The following is a 24,363-nucleotide window of genomic DNA, read 5'->3' as shown; positions in this document are numbered from 1 at the left end:
CAATGAAAAGTATCAACATACGGTTAGTGATTCTGGCTCTTCTTACTGGCAGCATGCTGCCAGTAAGCGCCCAGGATCCTGGATTTTCGCAGTACTTCAGTTCACCGGCAACGGTGAATCCTGCGTTTACGGGTTTTTTCTCCGGAAAAACCCGTGTTATAGCCAACCATAGAAGTCAGTGGTGGGGGGCAGGTGAGCCTTTTATTACTTCCACTATTGCCTTTGATACTAAAGGCAGTGGTTTTGGATATAACGATTTTGACCATTGGGCGCTGGGTGCTTCTGCTTTAACTGACAAATCAGCCGGCGGCTTGTTAAAAAGCAACTATTTCTCCATATCCGGTGCTTATCATAAAGCGTTAGATGAGGATGGTTTTCAAACAATTGCAGCAGGCTTTCAGGGTACGTATGCTTCCCGCAGGGTAGATCTTTCCAATGCTACTTTTGCAAGCCAGTTCAGCGATAATGGGTTCGATCTCAAACTGCCCAGTGGCGAAAATTTTGTATCCGGCTCTACCAGCCATATGGATGTAGCGGCTGGTTTGTTGTATAAGTACGATGACGAAGAAAAAAGCTACTATGCAGGTTTGTCTATGTTTCATATTACACAGCCTAAAGAATCTATTTTAGGCTCCAATACTACCAAACTGCCTACGCGTATGGCTTTTGAAGTGGGTGCTTCTTTACCGGTGGGTTATAACAGCAAGGTTTTCCTGAGCGGTCTTTTTCAGCAGCAGGCGGGTGTTTTAAATTATTCAGCCGGCGGCGCATATTCTTTTGGCTTACCTACCGAACAAAACGATATGAGTTTGTATCTTGGGGGCTGGTATAGCAATGCTAATTTATCTCCTTATATTGGACTTCAGTTTAACAGTTTTCAAATGGGGCTTACTTACGATATAGTAAATACAAGTATGAAGGCTGCTGCTAAAAAGAATGGAAGTTTTGAATTATCGTTGATTTATACCTTTTTTGGACCAGATGATGACGGGCGTAAGGCGGTGCCCCAGTTCTGATGCTAACTTTGCCAAAACATCACTAACAATTATTAAAAACAAAACAGGTTATGGTTAATCTGGACTTTAATGAGGAAAATGACGAGCTGCTGGTGCAGGAGGAAGAAGAGACTACCAGTGGTGTTGTTAAGGAGGAGAAAGAAAAAAAGCGCGTAGCTGTGTTTATGATAGCCTGCGTTGCGCTCCTGCTTTTGCTTTTGTCTGTAGGAGGCTGGGTAGTGTACGATAAGTTCAAAACCAAGAATGAATGGGCGGCAGCTCAGGTACAGTTTGATTCATCCCGCAACCTGCTGCGTGAAGAATACAACAAAGTATTGCAAAAAATGGACTCGCTGAATGGTTCTAACATGGACTTACAGAACGAGTTAACGAATAAGAAAAAAGAAATTGACAACCTTAACTCCGATCTCGACCGTATTGTGCGCGAGAAGGACAGTGATCTGAACGAAGCACGTGCTAAAATTCAGGAACTGAGTGCGCGTATTAAAGAGTTAATGGAAGAAGTGGAGGCGCTCAAAGCTGAGAACAGAGAGTTGATGGCCAGTGGTGGAGAAATGAAAATAGTTAGTGGTGATACTATTCTGGTAAGTACCAGGCCTATGAAGCTGGTTGGTGGAGAAGCCTCACCGTTAGCGAACCCGAATGTTAACAACGGACGCTTGCAGGCTGTAGAAGTGGCTATTGTTCCGGTGTCTCCCGATGGTGCAGAGAAAGTAGGAGCTTTATCCAAGTATACCGCCAGCCTGAAAGTGTCTTTCAATCTCCGGAAAGACTCATTGATTGCATCCGGAAACAGAGAGTTGCAGGTAGTTCTGTCTGGGCCTAACGCTCCTGCGGGATCTAAAGGCTCAGCCGATTCAGATCCTAACAGCACCATGCAAAGTGCAGGCGTACAAAAGGTGTACACTACCAAGGTGATGAAGTATTACGATAAAAACGGCGATAACAAAGTAGAATATACCTGGCAGCAAACTTCCCGTTTTGGTTCAGGAGAGTACAAAGCAGAAATCTATTACCTCGGTAGTAAAATAGGTGAAGGACGTCAGTTTTTGAAAAGAGGTACCAAAGCATTCCCATTCTAAAAAAGAGTATAGAGAAACGAGTTAGTATATCAAACCCCTTCCCCTTGTTTATCAACCACCTGGCAGAACTTCAGCACCTGCCAGGTACTTTTTTTCATTGCTAAGATTTGTGAGTTATGGCAGCTATAAAAGAACTGGTACAGCAATTGAACTTTTTAATTTTGAACGGGGAAACCATCCGGGGAATGGAAATCTATTACGCCGATAATGTAGAAATGCAGGACAATGAGGAGGCACCCCGCGTAGGCAAAACCAATTGCATATCGGTTGAAAAAAACAATTTGTCTAAGTTAAAGGATGTACATACCAAACTGTTGAATCAGGCAGTGAATGAAGATACAGGGGTAGTATTGAGTGAATGGGAAAATACCTACACTTATAAAGATAACAGGGTGTTTGTTTTAAGAACGGTATCTGTTCAAACCTGGCACAATGGTGCTGTTGTAAGAGAAAAGTATTACTACAAAGAATTTGTAAAAGGAATATAAAAAGAGCGGCGCAATTGCCGCTCTTTTTATGTTTTAATGTTGAACACTTACCGGTATCAGTTGCACCGGGCCTTCCATGCCCGATGGCTGTACCTGCCAGCCGGAAGCATCAAAGTTTTTATAGTTGATATTCACAAAGTTTATTTCATGATAGTTGCGCCAGGTAATACCATTGCGATCCATATATCTGATACGGTTGGCCATCAGATTGGCCACTTCCAGCCGTATAGTATTTTTTCCAGGCTGTAACCATTTCCCAATTCTCAGCTCATAAGGTATGCTCCATAACTGGCCGGCATATTTTCCGTTTACCCAAACTTTGGCGCTTTCGTTTATTTTTCCGGGGGCCAGTATATAGTCATCTGCCAGTTTGCCTTTAGGTAGGGTAAAGCTGGTGGAATAAGCCGCTGTACCGGAAAAATTCTGTGTTGTGGTATCGCTAAAAGAAGACCATTGTACAGGAGAAGCCATTGTTTTAGCAGCAGGCAGCACCGGCCCGCCTTCTGTAAAACGCAGCTGCCATTCGTTATTCAGTATAACTGGTTTTTCCTGTGCGTTTACATAGCTCCATACCCCCATTCCGGTAAAGGCTTTTTTGCTGGTTCTTATAATAATGGCTTCACCGGATTTTATCTGTACACGCACAGCTGAACCGTTGTTATTGGTAAGCACTCTGCCGTATTTACCGGTTTGCGGGTCCATAATTAATACATGGCTGCCTTGTATATTTTCAAACGGCAGGTATTGGTCAATAGCACTGCTGGTATGGTTTACTATGTAATAGTATTTCCCATTATTGTCTGCCCGGCGGATAAACTGTAAACCGCTGTCTGCAATCTTTTCTCTGTACACCTGCGCACTGCTTAAGGCTTCTTCCACATTTTTATGTAACAGAATACGTCCTTTGCCGGTTTTATACTCCTGTATACCTGAGGTAAGCGTGGTAAACTGCAGTTTCGTTTTTAACTGTTTCAGCACTGCTCTTTGTTCGTCAGTGTTATGCAAACCAGGCACGTCTTCGGGCAATTGCTCAAACACAACTGTTACGCCCTCGCTGGCTAAACGCAGCAATTGCTCAAACGTAGTAGTTGGCATATAAGTGGCCCTGGGTACCAGTAATACTTTATATATTGATCCGCTGTCAGTTACTGATAAACGGTTGTTTTTGCCCTGTGCCTGTTGCAACATGCGGTCACTGATAAAATCAAGAGAATATCCGCGTTTTTGCAATCCGGTTACCAATGCATAAAAAGGGGTGGGATGCAGCCATTCATCTATATCATGCACTTTTAAAGGCATATCCAGCCCTTTCGGGTTTTGCCAGGCGTCAAATACCGGCCAGTATATAGAAATGTCGTTATCGGGTTTACCTGCTTGTAATACACTCTGGCAGCGCGTAATATAATCGTTCAGTCCGTTTACATGCGGCCAAAGGCTGTTGGAAGGAACAAAGTTTACCGAAGCATAAAACAACCATCCGGGCCAAGGGGCGCTGGAAGGAGAGTAGGTGGTACCATGAAAAAATACATGGTTAATACCGCTCAGAAAAACCTGTTCAACTTCTGGTTTGCACTGCGACCAGCTGGTTTTAAAATGTTCAGTCAGCCAGGTAAAGGTTTCGGACGAAATAAGCGGGTGCCCCATTACATGCGCAGCAGAAGAGGCAAATTTCAACATGTTAGGGTCGGGGTCTACATTGCGTACATCCGCGCTGTCGCGCCTCAGGCCAGGAATACGGAAATTACTGCTGCCAAAGGTTTCTGCTTCAGCAATATCCACGCCTGCATACAAATCCAGCAGGTTACCCGGCGAACCATGTGCCTGGTTTAACGAAAGCGATTTTTTGCCATGCGCCCAGTTGCTGAAAGTATGTGTAAAGTTTTCCAGCATCAGATCCGCCATGGTTTCGCGGTAATCGCATTTAATACGGGCCACTTTGTCTGTAACAGAGGGGCCGGTCAGTTCACGCAAATAAGGCTTCAGGTCGTACCCACGTCTTTTCCGGAATTCGGTAAAAAAGTCAGCTGTCCAGTTGGCACCATATACCTCGTAGCTATCGTTGTAAAAACTGCGTATTCCATGCGAGGTGTTGCCGTAGGCGCTATCCGTTTTTTTAAGATAGTTGTGAAGGGCTGTTTTTGAAAAGTGGTCAAGTGTATATCCTTCACCACCGGGTGCGGCACGTTTTACCTGCTGCAGCGTTTTACCTGCAAAAGCTGCATATAGCTCCCAGTTTCCGGTTTCCGGCTTCCAGTTTAGTGTACCATCTGCGTTTAGTCTGGTGGTAACATCCAGGGTATTCCCGTTATCATCATAAGCCATCAGCGCCTGAAGGGTTACTCCAGGCAGGTTGGTCTGTTTTGGGTTATCCATCTTAACCGGTTTTGTAAGGCTTTCTCCGGCTTTCAGCGTATACTTCTGTATTAACAAACAGGTGGCAGCATCTGCTATGCCAGCCTGCGGGCCTCCTATGGGCCATCCTGTGCCTACAGCTATATCTGTACCCATATTGTTTTTAGCTGCTTCAGTAACGCTGTAGTCTACCATGGCAAACCATTGTGGGCTCAGATAGTTCAGGTATTGGCTTTCATAGCCTTTAGCACCATAAATAGGCACAATTTCAACCCCGCCAATACCTGCTGCTGCATAGTTTTTCAGCAGGCGGCTGATATTGGATTTATCTACAGCACTTCCCATCCACCACCACCTGGTCCACGGCTTATTTTCTTTAACTACTGCTGGCCAGGGTGTTTGGGTTACGGCTTTTGAAGACTGCGCATAAACGGAAGAGTAAATTAACAATGTAGCTGTTAACAGCCCGGTACACGATTGTTTCAAGGTAACAAGCATCCGATATATTTAAGGTGCAAAAATGTAAAAGGCTAATGTAGTTGCCCCCTGCAAAAATACTATCCTGTAGTGTCATGTTAACAAAACAGCCTGCCTTTAGTAAAGCAGGCTGTTTGTTGCCACATTCATCTTGTTGATAGCGCAAATAAAAGCTATCTGTAAATCATGGTTTAAAGCCCTTTTATTTCGCTGCGGCTTTTTTACGGGCAGTTTTTTTACGTGCCGTCTTTTTTGCAACAGCTTTCCGTGCGGTTTTCTTTGCCGTCTTTTTCTTCGCTACTTTCTTTCGGGCAGTTTTTTTTGCAGCGGCTTTAGCCGGAACCCGCGCACCTTCCTCCCGCGCTTCTGATAATCCAATGGCTACAGCCTGTTTGGGGTTGGTTACTTTTTTACCACTGCGGCCACTTTTTAATTTGCCCTGCTTCATCTCACGCATGGCGGTAGCTACCTTGTTCTGGCTTTTTTCAGAATACTTTGCCATAATTGTAGTGTTTCAGATTAATGAATAGGTTAGTGATCAGTTTATAATGGCGCAAATATGCTGCCACAGGCGGGTGTACCCGCAACCAAGGGGGTAATGTGTAAACGTTTACACACTACCTTTAAACCTGATTAATAGAAAATAACGGCATTATTTTTTAAATGAATATTTAAGCTTAACTTAGGTCAGCGCTTGCTAAGTTTGTTTGTAATTCATTTCCGATATCCTCTTTAATGCCGTAGTGCATGAAATTCCTGACGTTCTGCTTGTATGCCATATGTGTATATGTAAGTCTTTTATCCTGTGAGAGAGTGGTGGATGTTGCTTTGAATGAAGTAGCGCCCAGGTATGTAATTGAGGCTACTATTAACAACAATGGTATATGCCGGGTTTTACTCTCTGCAACTGCCCCTGTTGCCGGTGCTGACAGTTTTGCGGTTATACGCAATGCTTCGGTTAGCATCAGTGATAATAATAGCGCACCGGTTATCTTATCTGAGAAACAACCAGGAGAGTACCAGTCTTCCACTATGAAAGGAAGGCCTGGGCATACTTACCACTTAAGGGTGAAAATTAATAAACAGGAGTTTACAGCTACTTCAGTTATGCCTGCTGTAGTTGTTAAGCCCGATTCTGTTTATTTCACCGCTGAGGCTGTTTCGGGATCAGATCATCTGATTGCGAACGTATGGTATAAAGATCCGGTTGGCGCAGGTAACTACTATCGCTTCATTCAATATGTCAACGAACGCAAAGAGCGTACTGTGTTTGTTAACAACGATAAACTGAATGATGGTAAAGCAGTGGCGTACCCATTGTTTTATCTGAACAGCGATAACAATGAAAAAAGAAACATTGACAGAGGAGATACAGTCCGGATAGAACTGCAGTGTATTGATGCGGGTATGTACAGGTATTGGTACAGCTTAAGCACAGTATCAGGCACTCAGTTGTTTGCTGCTGTTACTCCTGCCAATCCTGTATCTAATATAAGCGGCGGCGCACTGGGCTATTTCAGTGCATTTACCAGCCGTTCTATCCGCGTAATACTCCTGCCTTAAAAAGGATGGATAATCTTCTCATTGCGCTTTATTAAATTTTAAGCTGTTTCGCTGTATATGGAGTTTTTTTAAATCTGTATTTAAGAGGCTTCCCTATAATTCAGTCTAGGTTTGCAACAGATTCTTTGGTAATAATCTTCCGTCTATGAAATGTTGTTTACTGGCTGTAATAGTAATGGTTACGTTACAGGCCGCTGCTCAAAAGCAATACCTGCTTACTGGTCTTATTACCTCCGAAAAAGGTGAAACACTACCTTATGCTTCTGTAAAAGCTATGGAGCAGGGTGCAGCGGCTACTGCCGATAAAAATGGTTACTATGCGCTGCCGCTTACACAAGGTAAACATACAATAGCAGTGGATGGAACAGGCTATGGTTTACAAACCCTGGAGGTAGAAATAGATAAAGATACACGCCTTAACGTAGGGCTTTCTGAAGTGCCTAACGAGCTGGGCCGGGTTACTGTTAAATCAACCAGGGGAAGTCATTTAATGCAGCCCGTAACAGGTTACGAAAAATTTCTGCTCAAAGATACCCGTAACCTTCCTGCTATGCTGGGCGAACGCGATATATTAAAAACATTACAATTACTGCCGGGCGTTAAATCTGCCGGAGATGGCAACAGCGGATTTTATGTAAGAGGTGGTAGCGCCGATCAGAATCTGGTATTGCTGGATGGCGCACCTGTATATAATGCTTCGCATTTTATGGGTTTCTTTTCTGTGTTTAACGCAGATGCTATTAAAGAAGTATCGCTGTATAAAGGAAGTATGCCGGCGCAGTATGGTGGCAGGTTATCTTCTGTGCTGGATATCAGTACCAGCGATGGTGATAATCAGTCCTGGAAAGTAAATGGAGGTATTGGTTTAATTTCTACCCGGTTAAGTGTGGAAGGCCCCATTACAAAAGATAAGTCTTCCTTTCTTATTTCAGGCCGCCGTACTTATGTAGACATGTTTCTGAAGCTGTCTAAAGATTCAGCTATCAACAGCAATAAAATGAATTTTTACGATGTGAATGCTAAGTTCTCGTGGTCGTTAGGTAAAAACGACAAAATAAGCGTTGCTGCTTACAGCGGGCACGATTTGTTAAGTCTGTCAGGCCTTTTCAATATCGCCTGGGGCAATCGTCTCGGTTCTGTTCACTGGAACCATCATTTCAGTAATAAGCTGGTTACTAATACTGCCGTAAGCTACAGCAATTTTAATTATACAGCAGGTGTAGCGCAAACCAATTATAATATCAATATCGCTTCCCGTATTAAAGATCTCAGTGGTAAAACAGAATGGATATTTACGCCGGATAATCGTAATAAAATATATATCGGCGGGTCGTCTGCCTTCCGCAGCATTTTGCCGGGCAATGTTCAGTCGCTGCAAAAAAGTGCTATCAATAAAACCAATCAGCCTATCAGACATTCAGTAGAAAATGCGTTGTACGTAAATAATGAATGGACGCCGGGCGATAAATGGCAGATAAGCTACGGGGTAAGGCTTACAGGATTCAGTATCCTTGGCGGGCGTGGCGACTTTTACCAGTTAAATCCGCAGGGACACGTTACCGATACTATGCGTTATGGTACACGTGAGGTGGTAAAAACTTACATCAATGCCGAACCTCGTTTATCAGCAAGCTTCCAGTTAAATCCTGGTTCTTCTGTTAAAGCATCTTATTCCAGAACTGTACAAAACCTGCATCTGATTGCCAGCGCTACCGCTTCTTCACCAACTGACAGATGGGTAGCCAGTACCAATATTATCCGTCCTGAAATAGCAGATCAGGTAAGTGCCGGCTACTACAAAAACCTGGGAAATAATACATGGCAGCTAACTACCGAAGTGTATTACAAAACCATGCAAAACCAGATTGATTATAGAAATGGTGCGGATATTCTGGACAATCAGGCATTAGAGTCAAAACTGCTATACGGAAAAGGCAGGGCGTATGGTATTGAAACACTTGTTAAAAAGAAGAAGGGTAAGTTTACCGGCTGGGTAGGATATACCTTATCTAAAACCGAGCGCCAGATTGATGGTATTAATAATAACCAGTGGTATAATGCCCGGCAGGACAGAACCCATGAAGTATCCGTGGTAACTAATTACGAATTGGGGCAACGCTGGTCGCTCTCAGCTTCCTGGGTGTTTTACACAGGAAATGCTGTTACACTGCCTGCAGGAAAATATATTATCAATAACCGGGTGGTATATTATTATACAGAGCGCAATGGATACCGCATGCCTGCTTACCACCGGTTAGATGTAAGCGCCAGTGCACACATCATACGTAAAAAAAGGCTGAAAGCTGATCTTACTTTTGGTGTATACAATGCCTACGGCCGCGAAAACGCATATTCTCTGTTTTTCCGGCAGAGTAAAACAACTCCGGGTAAAACAGAAGCTATACAGGTTTCATTATTCAAATACGTACCATCTATATCATGCGATTTTAAATTTTAATAACTATGATATTCCCCCTGAAAAAATTGTGGGCACTGCCCACCCTGTTTTGTGCTGCCATAAGTTGCCGCAAAGCAATAGATATTGACTTTGAAAATGCTGCTCCTGTATACGTAATAGAAGGTAAAATTGATAACAATGGCTACTGTAGTGTACTTGTATCGTTAAGCCAGAATGTAAGTGATGCTACTGCTTTTATAGGGGTTGATAGTGCATCAGTAACTGTTACAGAAGAAGGTGGTGCTGCTGTTAGCCTCAGGCGTATATCCAAAGGGGTATATCAGCAAACATATAAAGGTGTGCCCGGTAAAACATACAATCTTGCAGTAAACGTAAAGGGTAACCTGTTTACCGCTTCCTGTAAAATGCCGGCGAAGGTGAATATGGATGGGCTTACTATTACTACAGAATCCATTTCGGGTAGCAGGCGCTATGTGGCCAATGTACAATATGCCGATCCTGCCGGAGAAGCTAATTACTACAATTTTGTACAAACCATTAACCGTAAAAAGGCCGGTATTGTATATGTGGCAGATGATCGTATTAACAATGGTACAGCAGTAACGTATCCGCTTTTGTACGAAGGTAATTTTGCAGATAGCTATTCCGCCGAAATAAAAAAGGGCGATACCGTGCAGGTGGAAATGCAAAGTATCGACCCTGTTATTTATAAGTACTGGTACAGTGTAAAGGCAAGTGCCAGTGGCGAAGATATCATGGCCACGCCTGCCAATCCCGTTACCAATCTGCAGGGTGGGGCGCTGGGTTATTTCAGCGCACACACCGCACAGTATAAAAAGGTGGTGGTTAAATAACGGTTAGTATGTAAACCTTATACCGCCCATTAACCAGCGGCCCGGCATCTGAGCGCCCAGCAAATCGGCATAAGACCTGTTAAATACGTTATCTGCTTCTGCGTATACGCTCAGTTTGTTTTTAATTACAAATACATCGGCTTTTACACTGGCTACAAAGTATTCAGTGGTTATCTGCCCTTTAATATTGGCAGCTGCCTGTGCTTCGCGGGTTTTGTACAAACCGTTTACGCTAATGGCAAACAATGGCGTACTGTAGCGTAGCGAGCCATTGACCATAAATTTTGCGTGCGAGTTGGTATAAAAAGAAGCAAAGCCTGCATTGGTTTCTGAGTTCAGCCATATAAAACCGGCATTGGCTGTAAAGCTGCGCTGGTTGTTCATAGTGTATATCCACTGTACATCTGTTTCCCAGCCGCTGGTTATCAGTTTAGAAATGTTGCGGGCCAGGGCGTAAGTACCGGTAGCACTCAGGTTTTCTTTCCGGGGCATATCTGCATAAGCAGTGGTAGACCAGTCAATCAGGTCGCTATGTCTGCGTTGAAACAAAGTGGTAGATACCCGGAAGTTTTTGCCAAAGTAATCGGCACCTGCCTCATAGCTGAAAGAACGTTCAGCCGATAAGTCCGGGTTTCCTATTCTTCCGCTTGTTACCAGTGTTTTGTTATAGTTATTATAGCGCTCTGTAAAGTCGGCATTGCGTATGGTTTTACCTGCACTACCCCTTACCTGAAAACTGCCTTGTTTGTAACTGGCGTTCAGCTGTGGCACCAGTTCGTAGCCACTGGCCTCATCCCAATCCAGCCTTACGCCGGGGCTTACGGTAAAGTGTTTATTCAATGCAGCGTTTAGTGAGGCAAAGCCTGCTGCCTGATAAACAGTATGGTTGCCCCTGTCGTTAGAGGATATACCTTTTTGCTGAAACTGGGCGCCCGTAACCAGGCTTAGGTCATTATTAAAGCTATGCTCGTACACAGCAAGCGACTGTAACAGCTTTGATTTGCTGTTGTTGGCAATGGAAGAAGGATTGTAGCCGTAATGGTCGTTTACATGCTTGTAGCCGGTTTGCCAGGTAAAATGATTATTGTTTTTATGATAGCTCAGCGCCAGTTGCTGCCACCAGGTAGTTACCTTTTCAGCAGCAGTGTCTGATGCAAAAGAGGTATAAAAATTCTGTGCAGCAAATTTGCGGCTGTCAAAGCTGGAGCGGTAAGCAATTTTCCATTGGTTGTTCAGCTTATAGCTGGCAGCTGCAGACACGGTATGCAGGTGAAAATAGCCATCAATGCCGCGCTGTGCCTGGCCATCTGCATTATTGGTTTGTGCCCCGGCGCTAACGGCCAGTTTTTCGTTGCTGTAATAACCAGAGGCATTGGCATTCAGTAAACCATAAGCACCTCCGGTAACGCCGCCGGAAAAGCTTTTAGAGGGTACGCCCGTATAGGCAAATGTTTTGGTAATAATATGTACCACACCACCCACTGCATCTGAACCATAAATAGCAGAAGAAGCGCCTTTCAGTACCTCTATACGTTCTATTTCAGCAGGTACCACAGGTATGTAGCTGTTAAAGTGTCCTGTATTAGGGTCGTTAATCCGTAAACCATCTATTACTACCAATACCTGTTGAAAGGTGCCGCCACGCAGTACCAGATCGCTCTGGGCACCCATGGGGCCGCGTGCCTGTACTTCAAAGCCGGGTATATAACGCAATACCTCGTCCAATGAGTGAACGGGCAATTTGGCAATATCTTCTCCTTTTAAAACAAACAGGTTACGCCCTGTTTTGGAGCTGGCTACCGGGTTTATGGTGGCTGTAATGGTTACAGGATCTAACTCACTGCTTTTTTCCTGGGCTATTGCCGCCATAGATACAAGCAATCCGGCTGCAACAGGCAAAGCTGATTTTGCGAACATGAAAAGTCGTTTGGTTTATGCCGGCAAAATTGTAGCATTAAAGCATACATCAGTAGGGAAGGGGAGCGGCATTTGCACTTGCAGATAGTCCGGTTGGCGATAAAGTAAACAGACCGGTACCAACAAAATACCGGATTGCCCTGGTAAAAGGTCAACCCGGTAAGGTAATAAAAGGATAACGATAATTAACGGTTACGTGGTGATGTACGCACAGAGCGACAAAATCTGGTAAAAGGCCTTATATACCCTTTTTAACTCACTAATATCTGTAAGCGCACGTTGCACTTTCAGTTCCAGCTGGCTGCCTTTTCCTTTTTCAGTAGTTATTTTTAAGGAATACCCTGATAACGACTCAAATACCTTGCGTGTATCCCGGCTGGAAAATACTTTTTTAAACTTCAGGGCATCGTTTGTTTTCACAATCACCTGAGAATCAAATTCCGGGTATCCGGTTTTAATATCCTGCATGCCCAGCAGTTTCCCTATTTCGGTAAAAACATCCTGCGGGTAAATAGTAAAAAAGAAATCGTGGCCAGGATGTAACGGGGCTGTTATGGTTGTATACTCATAGCCGCCTTCCTCGCTGCCTCCCAGGTGTACGCCCATGGTAAGCTCTATATTCCGGTTTTCCTGTTCTATTAAAACAGCATAATCACTTAGGGTAGTTAAAGTACTAAAATCGTCCTGTAACTGCTGCCAAATTTCTTCCGTGCTATTTCCTCTTATTCTTTTTGCAACTTCCATATGTGCTGTTTTTATGTTGTTGATATATTTTACATATACCTTTCATAACAGGAAAAATGATGCAAAAGTTGAGTTGTAATGGTTAATATTATTATAAACTGTCTGCAGCGGGCAAACAAAAGCTGAATGTACTTCCTTCGCCGGGCGCGCTTTTAATCAGTATCACGCCGCCGTTGCGGGTTATAAATTCTCTAATCAGTTGAAGGCCAAGCCCTATGCCTTTCTCATTGCTGGTGCCTGGCGCTGAGGCATTTACCACATTGGTAAATAAGCCTGCCTGTGCGGCAGCGCTGATACCTATACCATGGTCCTTTACCTGAATCCATACCTGTTTGCCGCTGTTGTGGTTCACTATCAATTCAATACGGCCGCCGGGGTAGCTGAATTTAATGGCATTGGTTATCAGGTTACGTAGTATCAGTTTCAGGTGTTCGCTGTCGGCAAATACCCATACCGGACTGTCACAATTCCATGTTGTTTCAATGTTCTTAAACTTCATCAGTGGTTGCAACAGCGCTAAAATTTCTGCAATATGGGTACAGGCATCTATTTTCTGGGCATGTACTTCAATGCCTTTCAGTTGACTGTGCGCCCATTTCAGCAGTACCTCCATGTTCTCGTTCAGGTGCTTGGTCTGGTTAGCCAGCAGGCCACTCAGCTCCCTGAATTTTTCCTGGGTAATGTATTCGTTGTCCAGTAACTCCAGCGTAGCGCTTAATGAGTTAAGGGGCGATCGCATATCGTGTGCCACAATAGAAAACAACTTTTCCTTTGCGTGGTTACTCGCTTTCAGGTTTTCATTAGCTGCTTCCAGGTGCGTAAGGTATTCCAGACTTTGTTTTTTGAACGAATACAGGCAGCTTAATAACAGCCCCAGCCATATGGCCAGGTTTAAAAACTGTCTCTGCGCTGTAGCGGGTTGTATGCTGGTGTATGGAGCCACCAGGTGGGTAATCAAAAAAAACAGGCTGTTCAATAATATAATTGCCAGAATAATCTTCAGGTTATCAAACAGTACCAGCCCCAGGCAAACCACCAGCAGTACGTAAAACTCCATGTTGTTGTTAAACAAAAGACCGTTGAGGCATAAAACCAGAGAAATAACCACCATAATAATGGCGGGCCCCTTTAAAAAGTTCTGGCGGGCATTACAAACCAATAGTCCAATCAGCGATAAAAGAGTGGCAATGTTAATACCCGCCAGCAGGTAATTGCCACTGATGGCATTGATAATGCTGAACAGGAATGAAACCGAGCCGCCCAGTAAAGAGGCCAGGTTAATAATTCTGATACGCGTATTTTTTATAAAATCCAGTTCGTTTGACGCTCCGGTATTAATCCACTTTCTTACAATTTGCCACATGAGGTACTGTCAAAAAACAATAAAAAACGCTAAAGTCGGTTAAAAGATAGTGTAAAAAAACGATTTTCCACATTTTTAATACAGTGCTGTATATCATGCGGTTCCGCTGTTTTAACACATGTGATAATTTAATATAAAATAATTCACTTTTAAAATACCTTGAATAAGGTAACTCAAAAACAAAATATCGTTATATGTTTGACTGATTATTGAATGGGTAAAGCGCCTTAAACCTTATTAGAATTTCCGGATGAAAATACCATTTAAACAGCTGTTTTTCATAGCAGCGCCTGGTAATGAAATTATTGGATGTTTTAACTGCATAAAAACGTTTAATCTCTTTTCGTACTTCCTGTAAAACTTCCTGCTCCGCATCGGAACAGGAGATATGCTAATATTTTGTATGATATACATAGGAATTGTTGAAAAGAATGAGACGTTTGTACTGGCAATTAAAACCTTTTTGCAGGACCGGAAAGATTGCCTGGTTGTTTTTGAGTGTTCAACCATTGAAGAATATCAGCAACTGGCTGATGCACAAAAAATGGCTGATCTGGTGTTTATAGGGGTAGCAGAAGAGGGGCCGGCATTGCAGCTGGCTGCAAGCATCAGAAAGCAGTTTAGCTTTATACAACTGGTGTTTATGCTAACGGTTAATGACGAGCGGCTGGTGTTGCGGGCAGTAAAGGCCGGCGTTACCGGCTTTCTTAAAAAGCCTTTTTCACAACGGGTACTGGAAGATTGTATTCAGCATATTGGTGAAGGACGAAGTTTTCTTGCCTTTGATGTGCAGCGGAAATTGTTCGATCTTTTGTTTCACGAGCAGTTGCAAAGTGGCAGGCGAATAGGCACCAACATGCTTACTCCACGCGAAGCAGAAATTATAAAACTGATATTGAAAGGGTACACCAACAAAGAAATAGGAGTGGCGCTGTTTATTTCACACCATACCGTAAACGAGCATCTTAAACGAATTTTCAGAAAGCTGAATGTAAACTCACGCATTAAGCTTATCTACAAGATAGTTGCAGATTTTAATCTGTACGATTAATTAGCATACCCCTTGTTGTTAGAGTAAAGTGGGGCATCAGCAGTAATGCTTTTGCCTCCTTTTTTTTGCAAACAAAATAAGGGGCCATGTAATCATAGCCCCTTATTCTTATCAATAGTTTTATCTACTTGGCTTTCTTTTTGGCAGTCTTTGCTGCTTTTGCTGCATCTGCTGCACGCTGTTTATCAATACGCATATTGTAGCGCACCACATCCCAGTATTCTTTGCCATAGCCCACAAATATTTCAGAACCTTTGGGTATGTCTTTTTTGGCAACCAGAAATACGCGAACGCCTTCCTCTACAAACTCTGCATTGTTTGCCAGGCCTTTTATCTTCACCAGTCCGCGCGCATCATTGGCATAACGTGCCACTGAATCTTTGTGCGTATTGGCATCAATAACATGGTTTTTGTTTACATAAAAAATGTAAGGGTTGGCACCGTCATGGTGTTCCACCTCTTTCCATTTGGTTATGGTACCTGTGTATTCCGCTATTTTGGCTCCTTTGGCAATCGCTTTTTTGGTAAACAGGCCCTTTCCGGCATCAGGCAGGGTAGAGCGCTTCACTACAAGCTGTATCTCTGATAATTCCATATAGGGCAAGATACGTATTGCCTTTGAAACAACAACAATGGTGCAGGCGGGCAAGTGTATTTTTTACGTATGCAGCAGCTGTAACAATGTTTCAAAGCGGCTGGTGTAAAAAGGAAGCGCTTCCTCCCAACGGTTCAGCGGAAGGTACTGCCCCAGTTTTATAAATGGTAGGGTTTGCCAGGCAGTGCTTATATCAGTGGTTTGCGGGGTAACCGGCTGGTAGTTGCCCGGCCCAAAATAATGCTGCCAAGGGTCTTCTGCCAGCACGGTATGCCACTGCTGTAAACGGCCTTGCTGCAGGTGCCGCAGAAGCAGGGGCATATATTGCGCCTTATACCTGCCAGATAGATGCAGATGTATGCTAAAGTGCTGGCCCCACCAGAAAAGCGATCTTATGGCAAAGGCATCTTCCTGTTTAAAAAAGCGCGGCTGGTCCAGTATTACATATGGCAGCTGCCGGTAATATTCTCCTCTGGCTATCTTAGGCGTTGGCTGTAGTATTGCCGCATCGGCCGGCGGGTATTGCAGCAGCAGGTTGCTGTAGCGGGTACTTAACGTACCCAGCAACTCATACACTTTTCCGGTAATCTGTTGCTTGGTCAGCAGCCATTCGGCATTCTGTACCAGCGTAAGCTCCGGTGCGGTCAGTTGCCAGGTGCTGCTCATGGCCGGCCAGGTGTTGGGGTGCCGGTTGCTGCTTCGCTTTGCAGCAGCGATTTATAATAGATTTTACCCATCTGCGCTGCCAGAAACTTCTTTGGCAACAGGTGCATAAACATACTGCCCAGCCGGTTTAACCTGCCTGGTATATGGCTGTATTTACGGGTAACAAAAGCGTGCAATCCCTCTGCAGCTGCCTGCTTTACAGGCATCAGCCAGCTTTTAAGGCCATGGAAAGCTTCCCCACCTGTCATTTCCGTCGCAATGCCTGCAGGGGCATAAGCGGTAACAGAAAACTTCGGGTTTTGAATTTCGTGCGAAAGGGCATTGGTAAAGCTTAGCAAAAAGGCTTTGGTAGCAGAGTAAGCGGCCTGGTAAGGTACCGGATACAGGGCGGCCATACTGGCCACTATCATTAAACCTCCTTCCTTGCCGGTAGTTTCAAAATGCTTTACCAAAGCAGTGGTAATGCGGGTTACACCCACCACATTGGTCTGCAGTATACTTTCAAACCGGTCCCACGGTAAATCGGCATGGCGGCCAAAGTAAGTAAGCCCTGCGTTTAAAACCGCTCCGTACAACTGTCCCCCTTCCAGGCTTTCTGTTATTACGCGGTCTACATCGGCCAGTACCGATAAATCAGCCGCAATAGCTTTTACCTGTACACCGGCGCTTTGCTCCAGTTCAGTCTTTAGTTGTTCCAGCCTTTCGCGCCTGCGCGCTACAATCAGCAGGTTGGCTTTATGCTGTATTGCCAGCTGGCGTGCCATTTCCTCACCTAAGCCGGACGATGCGCCGGTTACCAGTACCCATTGGTTCTTTAGTTGCAAACGTTTCATACAATGGCGCAAAGCTATTGCTAAAAAACTTATATTTGAAACCTACCCATGATACCCGATATGAATAACCCTGCCCGGCATCACTTTCTGGATACTATTTACCATCTGCGTAACGAAGAGTCGTTGTTGCTTTTTTCCCGTATTGCAGTTATTGAAGCGGAAGAAGCCTTGCTGGTTACCGATTTTCTGGAGCTGGAGTATCGTAATGAGTGTCTGGATTATCCGGCCACGCCACCTGCCTTTAACGCAGCGGCGGCATTATGGGGGGCTAAAACCATATACACAGCAGCCCAACTGCTGCTTTACCGCGAACATACAAACACACAGCTGCCGGTTTTGCTACCTGCTTACAACGGCACACAAACGCCGGATGCCATACTCTCGGCCGATTTGTGCCTGCGTTTTCTGCCAGCGGTGTTGCAGCAGGCTGAAAATATAGATCCGGATGATGTGATAATATCTCTGCTGCAGGCGTGTTTGCAGCAATGGCATTATTCCGGCATCAGTTGTTATGCCGCAGAGCAGTTGCCTGATATGGCGGTAGTGCTTGATAATGCCACTTTGCGGCAGTTGTATGCCGATAGGGTTATTGCCTGTAAACAGGCTGCATTGGCAAAGTTGCCGGCACTGGCACCGGTAGTTAAGGCGTCAATGGGCAATTATGCCAATTATTTCTGGAAAGAATTATTATAACGGAATGGAGCAGATTACACAACTTAAAAATGTACTCTCATATATCAAACAGTCTTTTGTTGGTAAAGATGAGATTACAGACCTGCTGGGCATCAGTCTTGTTGCCCGCGAAAACCTCTTTTTGTTAGGCCCTCCCGGTACGGCTAAAAGTGCTATCGTAAGGCTGTTGTCGGAATGTTTGGAAGGAGGCAGGAATTTTGAATACCTGCTTACCCGTTTTACGGAACCTAACGAATTGTTTGGCCCGTTCGATATCCGTAAGCTGAAAGAAGGGGAGCTGGTTACCAATACCGAAGGCATGCTGCCAGAAGCTTCACTGGTGTTTCTGGATGAAATATTTAATGCCAACAGTGCTATTCTCAACAGCTTGTTGCTGGCTTTAAACGAAAAGTTGTTCCGGCGGGGAAAGGAAACCCGTAAGCTGCCGGCACTCATGTTTGTGGGGGCCAGCAATCTGCTGCCGGAAGATGAGGCGCTGAATGCCTTGCTCGACCGGTTTTTGCTGCGGGTAAAATGCGATTATGTACACCCCGACAGGTTGCAGGAGGTTCTATTGGCCGGTTGGAACATGGAGCGGGGTACCGGAGAAGACAGGCCTGTAATTACGCCGGAAGCCATTATGGCCCTGCAGGCTGCCAGCCGCAGCATAGATCTGGCATCCATTCGTAAACAATATATAGATGTAATACATAGTCTGCGTAACACAGGCATTAAAGTGTCTGACAGGCATGCGGTAAAACTACAGCATCTGATTGCTGCCAGTGCCCTGCTTTGCAACCGGCAGCAGGCCATTTTATCCGATCTGTGGGTGTTAAAGTATATCTGGGATACCGAAGAGCAGATGGAAATACTGGCCGGTATCATCAACAGTGTTATTGAAAACAGTACAGATGAGCAGGCACATCCGCAGGCATTTTACAATAGTGTACCTCAGCCCGATGAGGTAATGAAGGAAGTATTGCTGCTGCGCGATACCTGGAATACCCCTCAACTGTCTTTTGAAGCGCAGAATGTAATTAAGGATAAACTGCGGTATGTACAAACCCGGTGCGACTGGATTCAGAACCCGGAACAGAAACGGTTTATTCAACAGGAAATTGAGGGGTTATGGCAAAAGATGTTACAGCTGAATTAGTATATGTACTGGAAATAAGCAGGCAGCACCAGCATTATCTGGGCCGCATAAGGCATTGGGAGCAGCTGATGGTAGCCTGTAACAACCACTGTTGCCTGGTAAAAGGTTTTACAAAAGAGCAGGCTGTAAGCACAGAAGTAAAAAGCATTCCTTTTGCAACGCTTTATCATTGGCACAACGGCCATTTGTTCAGGCCGGGGGGACTGGTACCCGAAAAGCAGCTTGCTGCAAAAGAGCAGTTTCAGCCTATTGCACAGGCGCTGCCTGTTACCCTGCCTGCGTTTAATCACAACTATTTTGGTATACAACAGCAAATACCTGTGCGGCTGGTACCCGGTGTACAGGAACAATCTGCCTGTGGTATGCTGGTAAAGGTAGATGTACTGGGTAGGTACATTGCCACTGCAGCTGCCGTTCGTCTGCAGCCGTTGCAGTGGTGTTTGCTTAACCGCCATAAGGCATTGGTGCTGGGTACCCCATTACTGCCGCTGTCACATGCGCAGGTGTTATGGCAAAGCGGCAACCTGTTGCTGCCGGTTGGGTATACGCTGGAATGGCCTGTGTTATCACCCATATTGCAGCAGATAGCAGAGGGTAAAGGTAATCTGGCGCTGTGGCAGCAAGACCAGACTTTACTACCATTGTTCTGGCAACAGTTTCGCCCGCTTTCTGTAAGTTCTTTCCGGTTAACTACCGGCAATATTGCAGCACCTGAAAATTCACCAGCTGATGGACAGTAAACTGCAACACTACATACAACGCACGCCTGGCTATTTCTGGTCGCTGGAAGATGGGGGGGAAGTTATAGCAGGCAGCAATGGCGGGGGCACTATTGTGTATACCCCACTGCTGCTGCAAACGCTGGAGTTTATACTACCACACGGCTGGCCTCCATTGGGTGCCCTGCTACTGGCGTTTGCTGCCACCAATGCCAACAGCAACGTTACAGACCTGTTAAGCCATGTACGTGCCTCCTGTAGCCGTATGGCAAAAGGAAACCGTACAGAACCTGCTTACATTAAAGAGGCAGAACCATTATTGCACCTGCTGCAAAAGCTACCGGCTCACTATCGTACCGGCACTGCCAGAATGCAGCTGATGCAGGTGCTGTTTTGTAAAAGTCATAATCGTTTAGGAGTAGAACGTATCTCACATTGGCTACCTATGCTAAGGCAAACGGGTTTACAGGCAACTCCTATGCCCGGTGGTCCTGAAGATGAGCAAAGAGATTTGTTTTTCCGCAGGGTAGATAAAGATTTTCAATGCCTGAGCCTGCTGGCGCAAAAGTTCAGGAACGAAGCCGGTATTCTGGACGCACTTTCCGGTTTGCCCGAAATAAAAGAAGAGCCGGAACTGCCTGAGTTACCGGTAGCAGGCAATGCAGCACCACCCACGGATTGGCTGGAGGCGCTACTGCAGCATCCTGAAACGTTTCAGGCCGGTGCTTTGCTGCAACATCTGTGGGCGGGTTTGTCTGTGCCGGTGTTGTTTTCCCTGCCGGAAGAGCAGCCGGCAGGTGGTGCTGCGGATCTTACCAACAAAGGTAGCTTCGACAGAATGTTGTTGTCTGAATATGCCAATGATGATATGGTGCTGCTATCCCGCCTGGCCAATAATGAAGTGTTATACCTGCATCCGGAAGCTTCTCATGCCAGTGATGATGCAGAATATACCGTGCTGATAGATGTGTCTCTTAAAAACTGGGGTAATTGTCGTGTGCTGGGGTATGCGCTGGCGCTGGCTATAGCTAAGCATCCCCGTGTTAAAGATGCTATTCATATACAGGCAGTGGGCCTGCATAATTTCCCTGTTGCTTACGGGAACGTGGAAGAGGTAATAACGGGCATGCGCCGTTTAGATACCGGACTTCATGCCGCTGCCGGTATATCCGGTTATCTGGCTTCGCAGCCGGATAATAAAAAGCAGCAACTGCTTTTTATTTCCAGCGAGGAGGCTGCGGGGCATATAGAAGTGCAGAAGGTGATAAGCGATCATTATCACCGTTTTGTTTGCTGGATTATGGTAACAGCCACGGGGCAGGTATCTGTATACCGCAAAGTGCAGAAAAGCCGCAAGCTGCTACAGCAGATGACGCTTCCGCTGGATATACTATGGCAGAAAAAGCTACCGGCTAAACCGGTAGCGCCCAGGCCTGTAGCACCACTTTCGGAAGAGCAGGTGAGTGCTGCTGCAACGTATCCTATTTTATGCCCGGCAGATAACAATATTAAAAAACTGCTGGGAAAGTTGGGCGACTACTGGATTGTTACCGGCACCAAACAACTGTTTCATGCCTGCGATTATAAGGATAAGCGGGGATGGGAATGGATGCCTTATAAAATACCTGACAATAGTAGTCTGTTCGATTTGTGTGTAAACGAACAGGGCGATAAAATACTGCTCTGCTTTGCAGCGCAGGGCAAAAAGGTAGGCTTGCTTAACTTACGTACCGGCAACTGTGATATGCTGGACTTTCCCGAATGGCAGCTGTCCTCTCATCCGCAGTTCTTTCATATTGCGCATACTTTCTATTATATAAAAGGCGACGGTTGCTGGACTATACAACCCGGCCCCCAACCTGCTATACATCGCCGGCACGCAGAGGCTGATATGGTTCAGCACTATAACGATTACGAAAAATACCTGACGGAACTGGGGGATACGTTTAACAAGGTGGGCGCCAAACCATGGATGAAAAAACTGAAAAGTCTTTACATAAATACGGAAGGGCAGCTGGTATTAAATGATTCACATGTGCTGGTGCTGAATCACCGTGGTGTTATAAAATGGTTGCAGGTGAGCGCAGAAAGAAAGCGCAGTGCAGTGGATGCAATTTATTATGAAAATGAGAATTTATTTGTGTTTCCCGATGGTAGTAATGTTGAAGTCAGTAATAAAGGCTTTGTTATACTTAAAATGGTGAAGCCGGATATAGAAGAACTGTACGATGTGATAGCCCCATCGCAGCAAATTGCGAATAAGATGGAGTATTTGAAGAAATATTCTGATAACGGGCGAATTGATTCTTCACTCAGTGAAATTGTTCATCTGATAGGAGATAAACCCCGCGTAGTCTCCACTTTCTCTTCATTGCTCAAAGCGGAAGCATATATAATGCAGTTTTCAAAAACCAATATCGTACTTGAAGCAGTTAAAGTGCAATCTCATCAGGATGTATACATTCCCCTTGTTATAGATACAGCATTGGCCATAGCAACCCCGCATTATTTTGCGGGGAATGAATATTATCTGCCTTATAACCATAAATCAGTAGTGGTGCGGGATAGCGCAGATCTGTATAAGCGTACCGTAAACTACTTTACCTCGCAAATTATCCGCCATGGAGCTTAGTCTTACACTATCCAACCAAAACCAGTACCCACTGGCTGCGTTGCTGATACGTGGCAGTACGGTGGAGCAATGGTTGCAGCAAATGCAGCAGATGCAGTTGAACCTGGCTATGGCGAATGTATATGCGTTACCCGGTAAAAAAGCCAATAGTCTGTGGGGCTGTCTGGTGGTGCCGGAACAAGCGCTGCTGCCAGCTATTGCAGGCAGGGCAGAATATTGTCAGCTGGTGCACAATCATCTGTTTATAGCACAGTATACCAGCCTGTATCCTATACTTGCATCAGACGAGCTGCACCGGCTACTGGGGCCGCAGCTGCATTTTCTGCATGCAGAAACAGGGTTGGTTGCACTGGAGCAGCCGGTGCAGTGGCAAAGCCTGTTGCTGTTGCCGCAGGAAAGTACAACTGCGGTATCGGTGCCTGCAAAAGGCGTTTACCGGCCTGGAAAGCTGCGTGGTATGTTTATTCAGGTAACATCACCCGAGGAAACGCTGGAGCAGTTGAGTAAGCAAAGCTTTCCGCAACAGTCGCCAGAGTTGAATAGCAAACCACTGGCGTGGTGGGAAAAACTGGTATTGTGGTTACTGCGGTTATTGCGGGCACTTTTACGATTGTTGTTTTGGTTGCCGGGGCTTATACCTATCCGTATTCCTGTAAAAACCGGCCACACCGGCACCTCTTCCCGTAACAACAATAATTCAGGCACCTCATACAAGGCCGCACAGGGAAAATTGCTTTCCTGGATGCGTAAAATGGAAAAGCAGTATGAAGATCTGGAAGAGCGTAATAAAAAACAGGTAGATAAGCTGTTAGATCTGTTTCGCACCAACCCTGAAAAAGCTTTGGAGTATGCCGTACCGCTGGATACCAGCGGGGTACACCGTGGCGGCAACAACCTGGCTGAAATAGGTTTTTCAAAACGTTGGAGTGGCTTTTCGCTCTTTGGTAGCAACAGGGGTGCGGCGGGTGCAGGGGCTTATACTTTGCCTGAAGATCACTATCAGCTTTTAAACAACCAGTACCGACAAACAGCGGCTGATCTTATGCAAAACGGCGACTATCAAAAAGCAGCTTTTGTATACATGAAACTGCTGGGCGATTACCGCGCAGCCGCCACTGCATTGGAAAAAGGAGGGCTTTATGCAGAAGCGGCAGCTATTTATATCAAATACCTGAAGCAGACGGAAGAAGCTGCCAGGTGTTATGAAAAGGGGAATATGCTACAGCAGGCGTTGGAACTATATATAACCATTCATAAACACGATAAGGCCGGTGAATTGGCTATGCTGCTGGGCCGTAACGAGGAAGCCCGGCACCATTATGGATTACTGGCGCTGGAATACAAGCAAAAGAAGCAATATATGAATGCGGCTGGCGTATACCGGGAAAAGCTACAGGATGATGAAACCGCGCAGGCGTTGCTGCTTTCCGGATGGGAAGCAGGACAGAGCGATGCGTTGCGGTGCCTTAATACCTATTTCTCTCACATAGAGGCAGATGCCGCATTGGAACAACAGGCTGCTGCTTTATACAAAACAGCAACGCTGGTTCCGCAAAAGCAATTGTATCTCAAGGCCATGGGACACCTGTACCAGCACCGCCAGGCTGCCGCCGGAACGGCAAAGCAGATTGGCTATGAAATTATTGCTGCTCATATTGGCCGCAACCGGGAAATGGCGGAGGAGTTAAAGCTCTTTAATAAATTTGATCAGAATCTGACGAAGGATATACAGCTCTATAAGCAAAGCAAACGATAAAAATCTGT

20 protein-coding genes are annotated in these 24,363 nt (G+C 45.3%); 12 read left to right on the top strand and 8 right to left on the bottom strand.

The features are described from left to right. Nucleotides 1–2: 2 nt before the first annotated feature. The 3 genes from IEY13_RS11640 to IEY13_RS11630 all read left to right on the top strand — a co-directional run bounded on the left by IEY13_RS11640 (nucleotide 3) and on the right by IEY13_RS11630 (nucleotide 2,586). Entirely contained in the window at nucleotides 3–1,016 is a 1,014-nt protein-coding gene (locus IEY13_RS11640) for a PorP/SprF family type IX secretion system membrane protein (RefSeq protein WP_188952141.1), read from the top strand. 50 nt (nucleotides 1,017–1,066) lie between these two features. Continuing rightward, on the top strand, nucleotides 1,067–2,098 hold the full coding sequence (locus IEY13_RS11635) for a DUF8428 domain-containing protein (RefSeq protein WP_188952140.1): 1,032 nt from the start codon (nucleotides 1,067–1,069) through the stop codon (nucleotides 2,096–2,098). Nucleotides 2,099–2,214: 116 nt separating this feature from the next. Beyond that, a complete protein-coding gene (locus IEY13_RS11630) occupies nucleotides 2,215–2,586 on the top strand; it encodes a hypothetical protein (protein ID WP_188952139.1) in 372 nt (123 codons plus the stop codon). Nucleotides 2,587–2,619: 33 nt separating this feature from the next. Here IEY13_RS11630 and IEY13_RS11625 read toward each other — a convergent pair whose 3' ends face one another. Continuing rightward, nucleotides 2,620–5,436 (bottom strand): glycosyl hydrolase, encoded by a 2,817-nt coding sequence (locus IEY13_RS11625; protein WP_188952138.1) that lies wholly within the window; start codon nucleotides 5,434–5,436, stop codon nucleotides 2,620–2,622. 181 nt (nucleotides 5,437–5,617) lie between these two features. Continuing rightward, entirely contained in the window at nucleotides 5,618–5,917 is a 300-nt protein-coding gene (locus IEY13_RS11620) for a DUF6496 domain-containing protein (RefSeq protein WP_188952137.1), read from the bottom strand. Nucleotides 5,918–6,162: 245 nt separating this feature from the next. Between IEY13_RS11620 and IEY13_RS11615 the strand changes: the two genes are divergently transcribed. The 3 genes from IEY13_RS11615 (at nucleotide 6,163) to IEY13_RS11605 (ending at nucleotide 10,251) form a co-directional block, all read left to right on the top strand. Beyond that, on the top strand, nucleotides 6,163–6,978 hold the full coding sequence (locus tag IEY13_RS11615) for a DUF4249 domain-containing protein (RefSeq protein ID WP_188952136.1): 816 nt from the start codon (nucleotides 6,163–6,165) through the stop codon (nucleotides 6,976–6,978). 145 nt (nucleotides 6,979–7,123) lie between these two features. Next, nucleotides 7,124–9,436, top strand: coding sequence for a TonB-dependent receptor (locus IEY13_RS11610; RefSeq protein WP_188952135.1), 2,313 nt, complete (start codon nucleotides 7,124–7,126; stop codon nucleotides 9,434–9,436). Nucleotides 9,437–9,441: 5 nt separating this feature from the next. Further along, on the top strand, nucleotides 9,442–10,251 hold the full coding sequence (locus IEY13_RS11605) for a DUF4249 domain-containing protein (RefSeq protein ID WP_188952134.1): 810 nt from the start codon (nucleotides 9,442–9,444) through the stop codon (nucleotides 10,249–10,251). Nucleotides 10,252–10,254: 3 nt separating this feature from the next. Here the strand turns inward: IEY13_RS11605 and IEY13_RS11600 are convergent, their stop codons facing one another. The 3 genes from IEY13_RS11600 to IEY13_RS11590 form a co-directional block, all read right to left on the bottom strand. Further along, on the bottom strand, nucleotides 10,255–12,168 hold the full coding sequence (locus IEY13_RS11600) for a TonB-dependent receptor plug domain-containing protein (RefSeq protein ID WP_188952133.1): 1,914 nt from the start codon (nucleotides 12,166–12,168) through the stop codon (nucleotides 10,255–10,257). 192 nt (nucleotides 12,169–12,360) lie between these two features. Beyond that, on the bottom strand, nucleotides 12,361–12,912 hold the full coding sequence (locus IEY13_RS11595) for a hypothetical protein (RefSeq protein WP_188952132.1): 552 nt from the start codon (nucleotides 12,910–12,912) through the stop codon (nucleotides 12,361–12,363). Between the two features lie 91 nt (nucleotides 12,913–13,003). After that, nucleotides 13,004–14,275, bottom strand: a complete 1,272-nt coding sequence (locus tag IEY13_RS11590; protein WP_188952131.1) for a sensor histidine kinase — start codon at nucleotides 14,273–14,275, stop codon at nucleotides 13,004–13,006. 403 nt (nucleotides 14,276–14,678) lie between these two features. On the opposite strand from IEY13_RS11590, the gene IEY13_RS11585 reads away from it, so the two are divergent. Further along, nucleotides 14,679–15,326 carry a helix-turn-helix transcriptional regulator gene (locus tag IEY13_RS11585; RefSeq protein WP_188952130.1) on the top strand — a complete coding sequence of 216 codons (648 nt, stop codon included), beginning with the start codon at nucleotides 14,679–14,681 and terminating at the stop codon, nucleotides 15,324–15,326. Between the two features lie 124 nt (nucleotides 15,327–15,450). Here the strand turns inward: IEY13_RS11585 and IEY13_RS11580 are convergent, their stop codons facing one another. The 3 genes from IEY13_RS11580 to IEY13_RS11570 form a co-directional block, all read right to left on the bottom strand. Continuing rightward, entirely contained in the window at nucleotides 15,451–15,921 is a 471-nt protein-coding gene (locus IEY13_RS11580; RefSeq protein ID WP_188952129.1) for an SET domain-containing protein, read from the bottom strand. A gap of 63 nt (nucleotides 15,922–15,984) precedes the next feature. Next, nucleotides 15,985–16,587, bottom strand: a complete 603-nt coding sequence (locus IEY13_RS11575; RefSeq protein WP_188952128.1) for a hypothetical protein — start codon at nucleotides 16,585–16,587, stop codon at nucleotides 15,985–15,987. Further along, nucleotides 16,584–17,420 (bottom strand): SDR family NAD(P)-dependent oxidoreductase, encoded by an 837-nt coding sequence (locus IEY13_RS11570; protein ID WP_188952127.1) that lies wholly within the window; start codon nucleotides 17,418–17,420, stop codon nucleotides 16,584–16,586. Before IEY13_RS11570 ends, IEY13_RS11575 begins: the two co-directional genes overlap by 4 nt. A 48-nt stretch (nucleotides 17,421–17,468) precedes the next feature. On the opposite strand from IEY13_RS11570, the gene IEY13_RS11565 reads away from it, so the two are divergent. The 5 genes from IEY13_RS11565 to IEY13_RS11545 are packed head-to-tail and all read left to right on the top strand — an operon-like array spanning nucleotide 17,469 to nucleotide 24,355. Then, nucleotides 17,469–18,113, top strand: a complete 645-nt coding sequence (locus IEY13_RS11565) for a conflict system bpX4 domain-containing protein (protein ID WP_188952126.1) — start codon at nucleotides 17,469–17,471, stop codon at nucleotides 18,111–18,113. Further along, complete coding sequence (locus tag IEY13_RS11560) at nucleotides 18,082–19,248, top strand: AAA family ATPase (RefSeq protein ID WP_229687829.1); 1,167 nt, start codon at nucleotides 18,082–18,084, stop codon at nucleotides 19,246–19,248. Before IEY13_RS11565 ends, IEY13_RS11560 begins: the two co-directional genes overlap by 32 nt. Then, nucleotides 19,221–19,988 carry a hypothetical protein gene (locus IEY13_RS11555; RefSeq protein ID WP_188952125.1) on the top strand — a complete coding sequence of 256 codons (768 nt, stop codon included), beginning with the start codon at nucleotides 19,221–19,223 and terminating at the stop codon, nucleotides 19,986–19,988. The genes IEY13_RS11560 and IEY13_RS11555 overlap by 28 nt, the downstream gene beginning before the upstream one ends. Continuing rightward, nucleotides 19,951–22,599 carry a hypothetical protein gene (locus IEY13_RS11550; protein ID WP_188952124.1) on the top strand — a complete coding sequence of 883 codons (2,649 nt, stop codon included), beginning with the start codon at nucleotides 19,951–19,953 and terminating at the stop codon, nucleotides 22,597–22,599. Before IEY13_RS11555 ends, IEY13_RS11550 begins: the two co-directional genes overlap by 38 nt. Further along, on the top strand, nucleotides 22,589–24,355 hold the full coding sequence (locus tag IEY13_RS11545) for a bpX3 domain-containing protein (protein ID WP_188952123.1): 1,767 nt from the start codon (nucleotides 22,589–22,591) through the stop codon (nucleotides 24,353–24,355). Before IEY13_RS11550 ends, IEY13_RS11545 begins: the two co-directional genes overlap by 11 nt. Nucleotides 24,356–24,363 lie beyond the last annotated feature (8 nt).

Source organism: Filimonas zeae (assembly GCF_014641615.1).
Lineage (GTDB): Bacteria > Bacteroidota > Bacteroidia > Chitinophagales > Chitinophagaceae > Filimonas > Filimonas zeae.
The sequence above is the reverse complement of the archived record's forward strand: the minus strand, read 5'-3'. Positions and strand labels throughout refer to the sequence as shown.

Excerpts from the sequence above, each read along its gene's own strand:
- IEY13_RS11630 (WP_188952139.1), top strand. The coding sequence starts at position 2,215 with ATGGCAGCTATAAAAGAACTGGTACAGCAATTGAACTTTTTAATTTTG.
- IEY13_RS11560 (WP_229687829.1), top strand. The coding sequence starts at position 18,082 with ATGCCAATTATTTCTGGAAAGAATTATTATAACGGAATGGAGCAGATT.
- IEY13_RS11555 (WP_188952125.1), top strand. The coding sequence starts at position 19,221 with ATGGCAAAAGATGTTACAGCTGAATTAGTATATGTACTGGAAATAAGC.
- IEY13_RS11625 (WP_188952138.1), bottom strand. The coding sequence starts at position 5,436 with ATGCTTGTTACCTTGAAACAATCGTGTACCGGGCTGTTAACAGCTACA.
- IEY13_RS11620 (WP_188952137.1), bottom strand. The coding sequence starts at position 5,917 with ATGGCAAAGTATTCTGAAAAAAGCCAGAACAAGGTAGCTACCGCCATG.
- IEY13_RS11585 (WP_188952130.1), top strand. The coding sequence starts at position 14,679 with ATGATATACATAGGAATTGTTGAAAAGAATGAGACGTTTGTACTGGCA.
- IEY13_RS11575 (WP_188952128.1), bottom strand. The coding sequence starts at position 16,587 with ATGAGCAGCACCTGGCAACTGACCGCACCGGAGCTTACGCTGGTACAG.
- IEY13_RS11595 (WP_188952132.1), bottom strand. The coding sequence starts at position 12,912 with ATGGAAGTTGCAAAAAGAATAAGAGGAAATAGCACGGAAGAAATTTGG.
- IEY13_RS11605 (WP_188952134.1), top strand. The coding sequence starts at position 9,442 with ATGATATTCCCCCTGAAAAAATTGTGGGCACTGCCCACCCTGTTTTGT.
- IEY13_RS11545 (WP_188952123.1), top strand. The coding sequence starts at position 22,589 with ATGGAGCTTAGTCTTACACTATCCAACCAAAACCAGTACCCACTGGCT.
- IEY13_RS11590 (WP_188952131.1), bottom strand. The coding sequence starts at position 14,275 with ATGTGGCAAATTGTAAGAAAGTGGATTAATACCGGAGCGTCAAACGAA.
- IEY13_RS11600 (WP_188952133.1), bottom strand. The coding sequence starts at position 12,168 with ATGTTCGCAAAATCAGCTTTGCCTGTTGCAGCCGGATTGCTTGTATCT.
- IEY13_RS11570 (WP_188952127.1), bottom strand. The coding sequence starts at position 17,420 with ATGAAACGTTTGCAACTAAAGAACCAATGGGTACTGGTAACCGGCGCA.
- IEY13_RS11610 (WP_188952135.1), top strand. The coding sequence starts at position 7,124 with ATGAAATGTTGTTTACTGGCTGTAATAGTAATGGTTACGTTACAGGCC.
- IEY13_RS11640 (WP_188952141.1), top strand. The coding sequence starts at position 3 with ATGAAAAGTATCAACATACGGTTAGTGATTCTGGCTCTTCTTACTGGC.
- IEY13_RS11565 (WP_188952126.1), top strand. The coding sequence starts at position 17,469 with ATGATACCCGATATGAATAACCCTGCCCGGCATCACTTTCTGGATACT.
- IEY13_RS11580 (WP_188952129.1), bottom strand. The coding sequence starts at position 15,921 with ATGGAATTATCAGAGATACAGCTTGTAGTGAAGCGCTCTACCCTGCCT.
- IEY13_RS11615 (WP_188952136.1), top strand. The coding sequence starts at position 6,163 with ATGAAATTCCTGACGTTCTGCTTGTATGCCATATGTGTATATGTAAGT.
- IEY13_RS11635 (WP_188952140.1), top strand. The coding sequence starts at position 1,067 with ATGGTTAATCTGGACTTTAATGAGGAAAATGACGAGCTGCTGGTGCAG.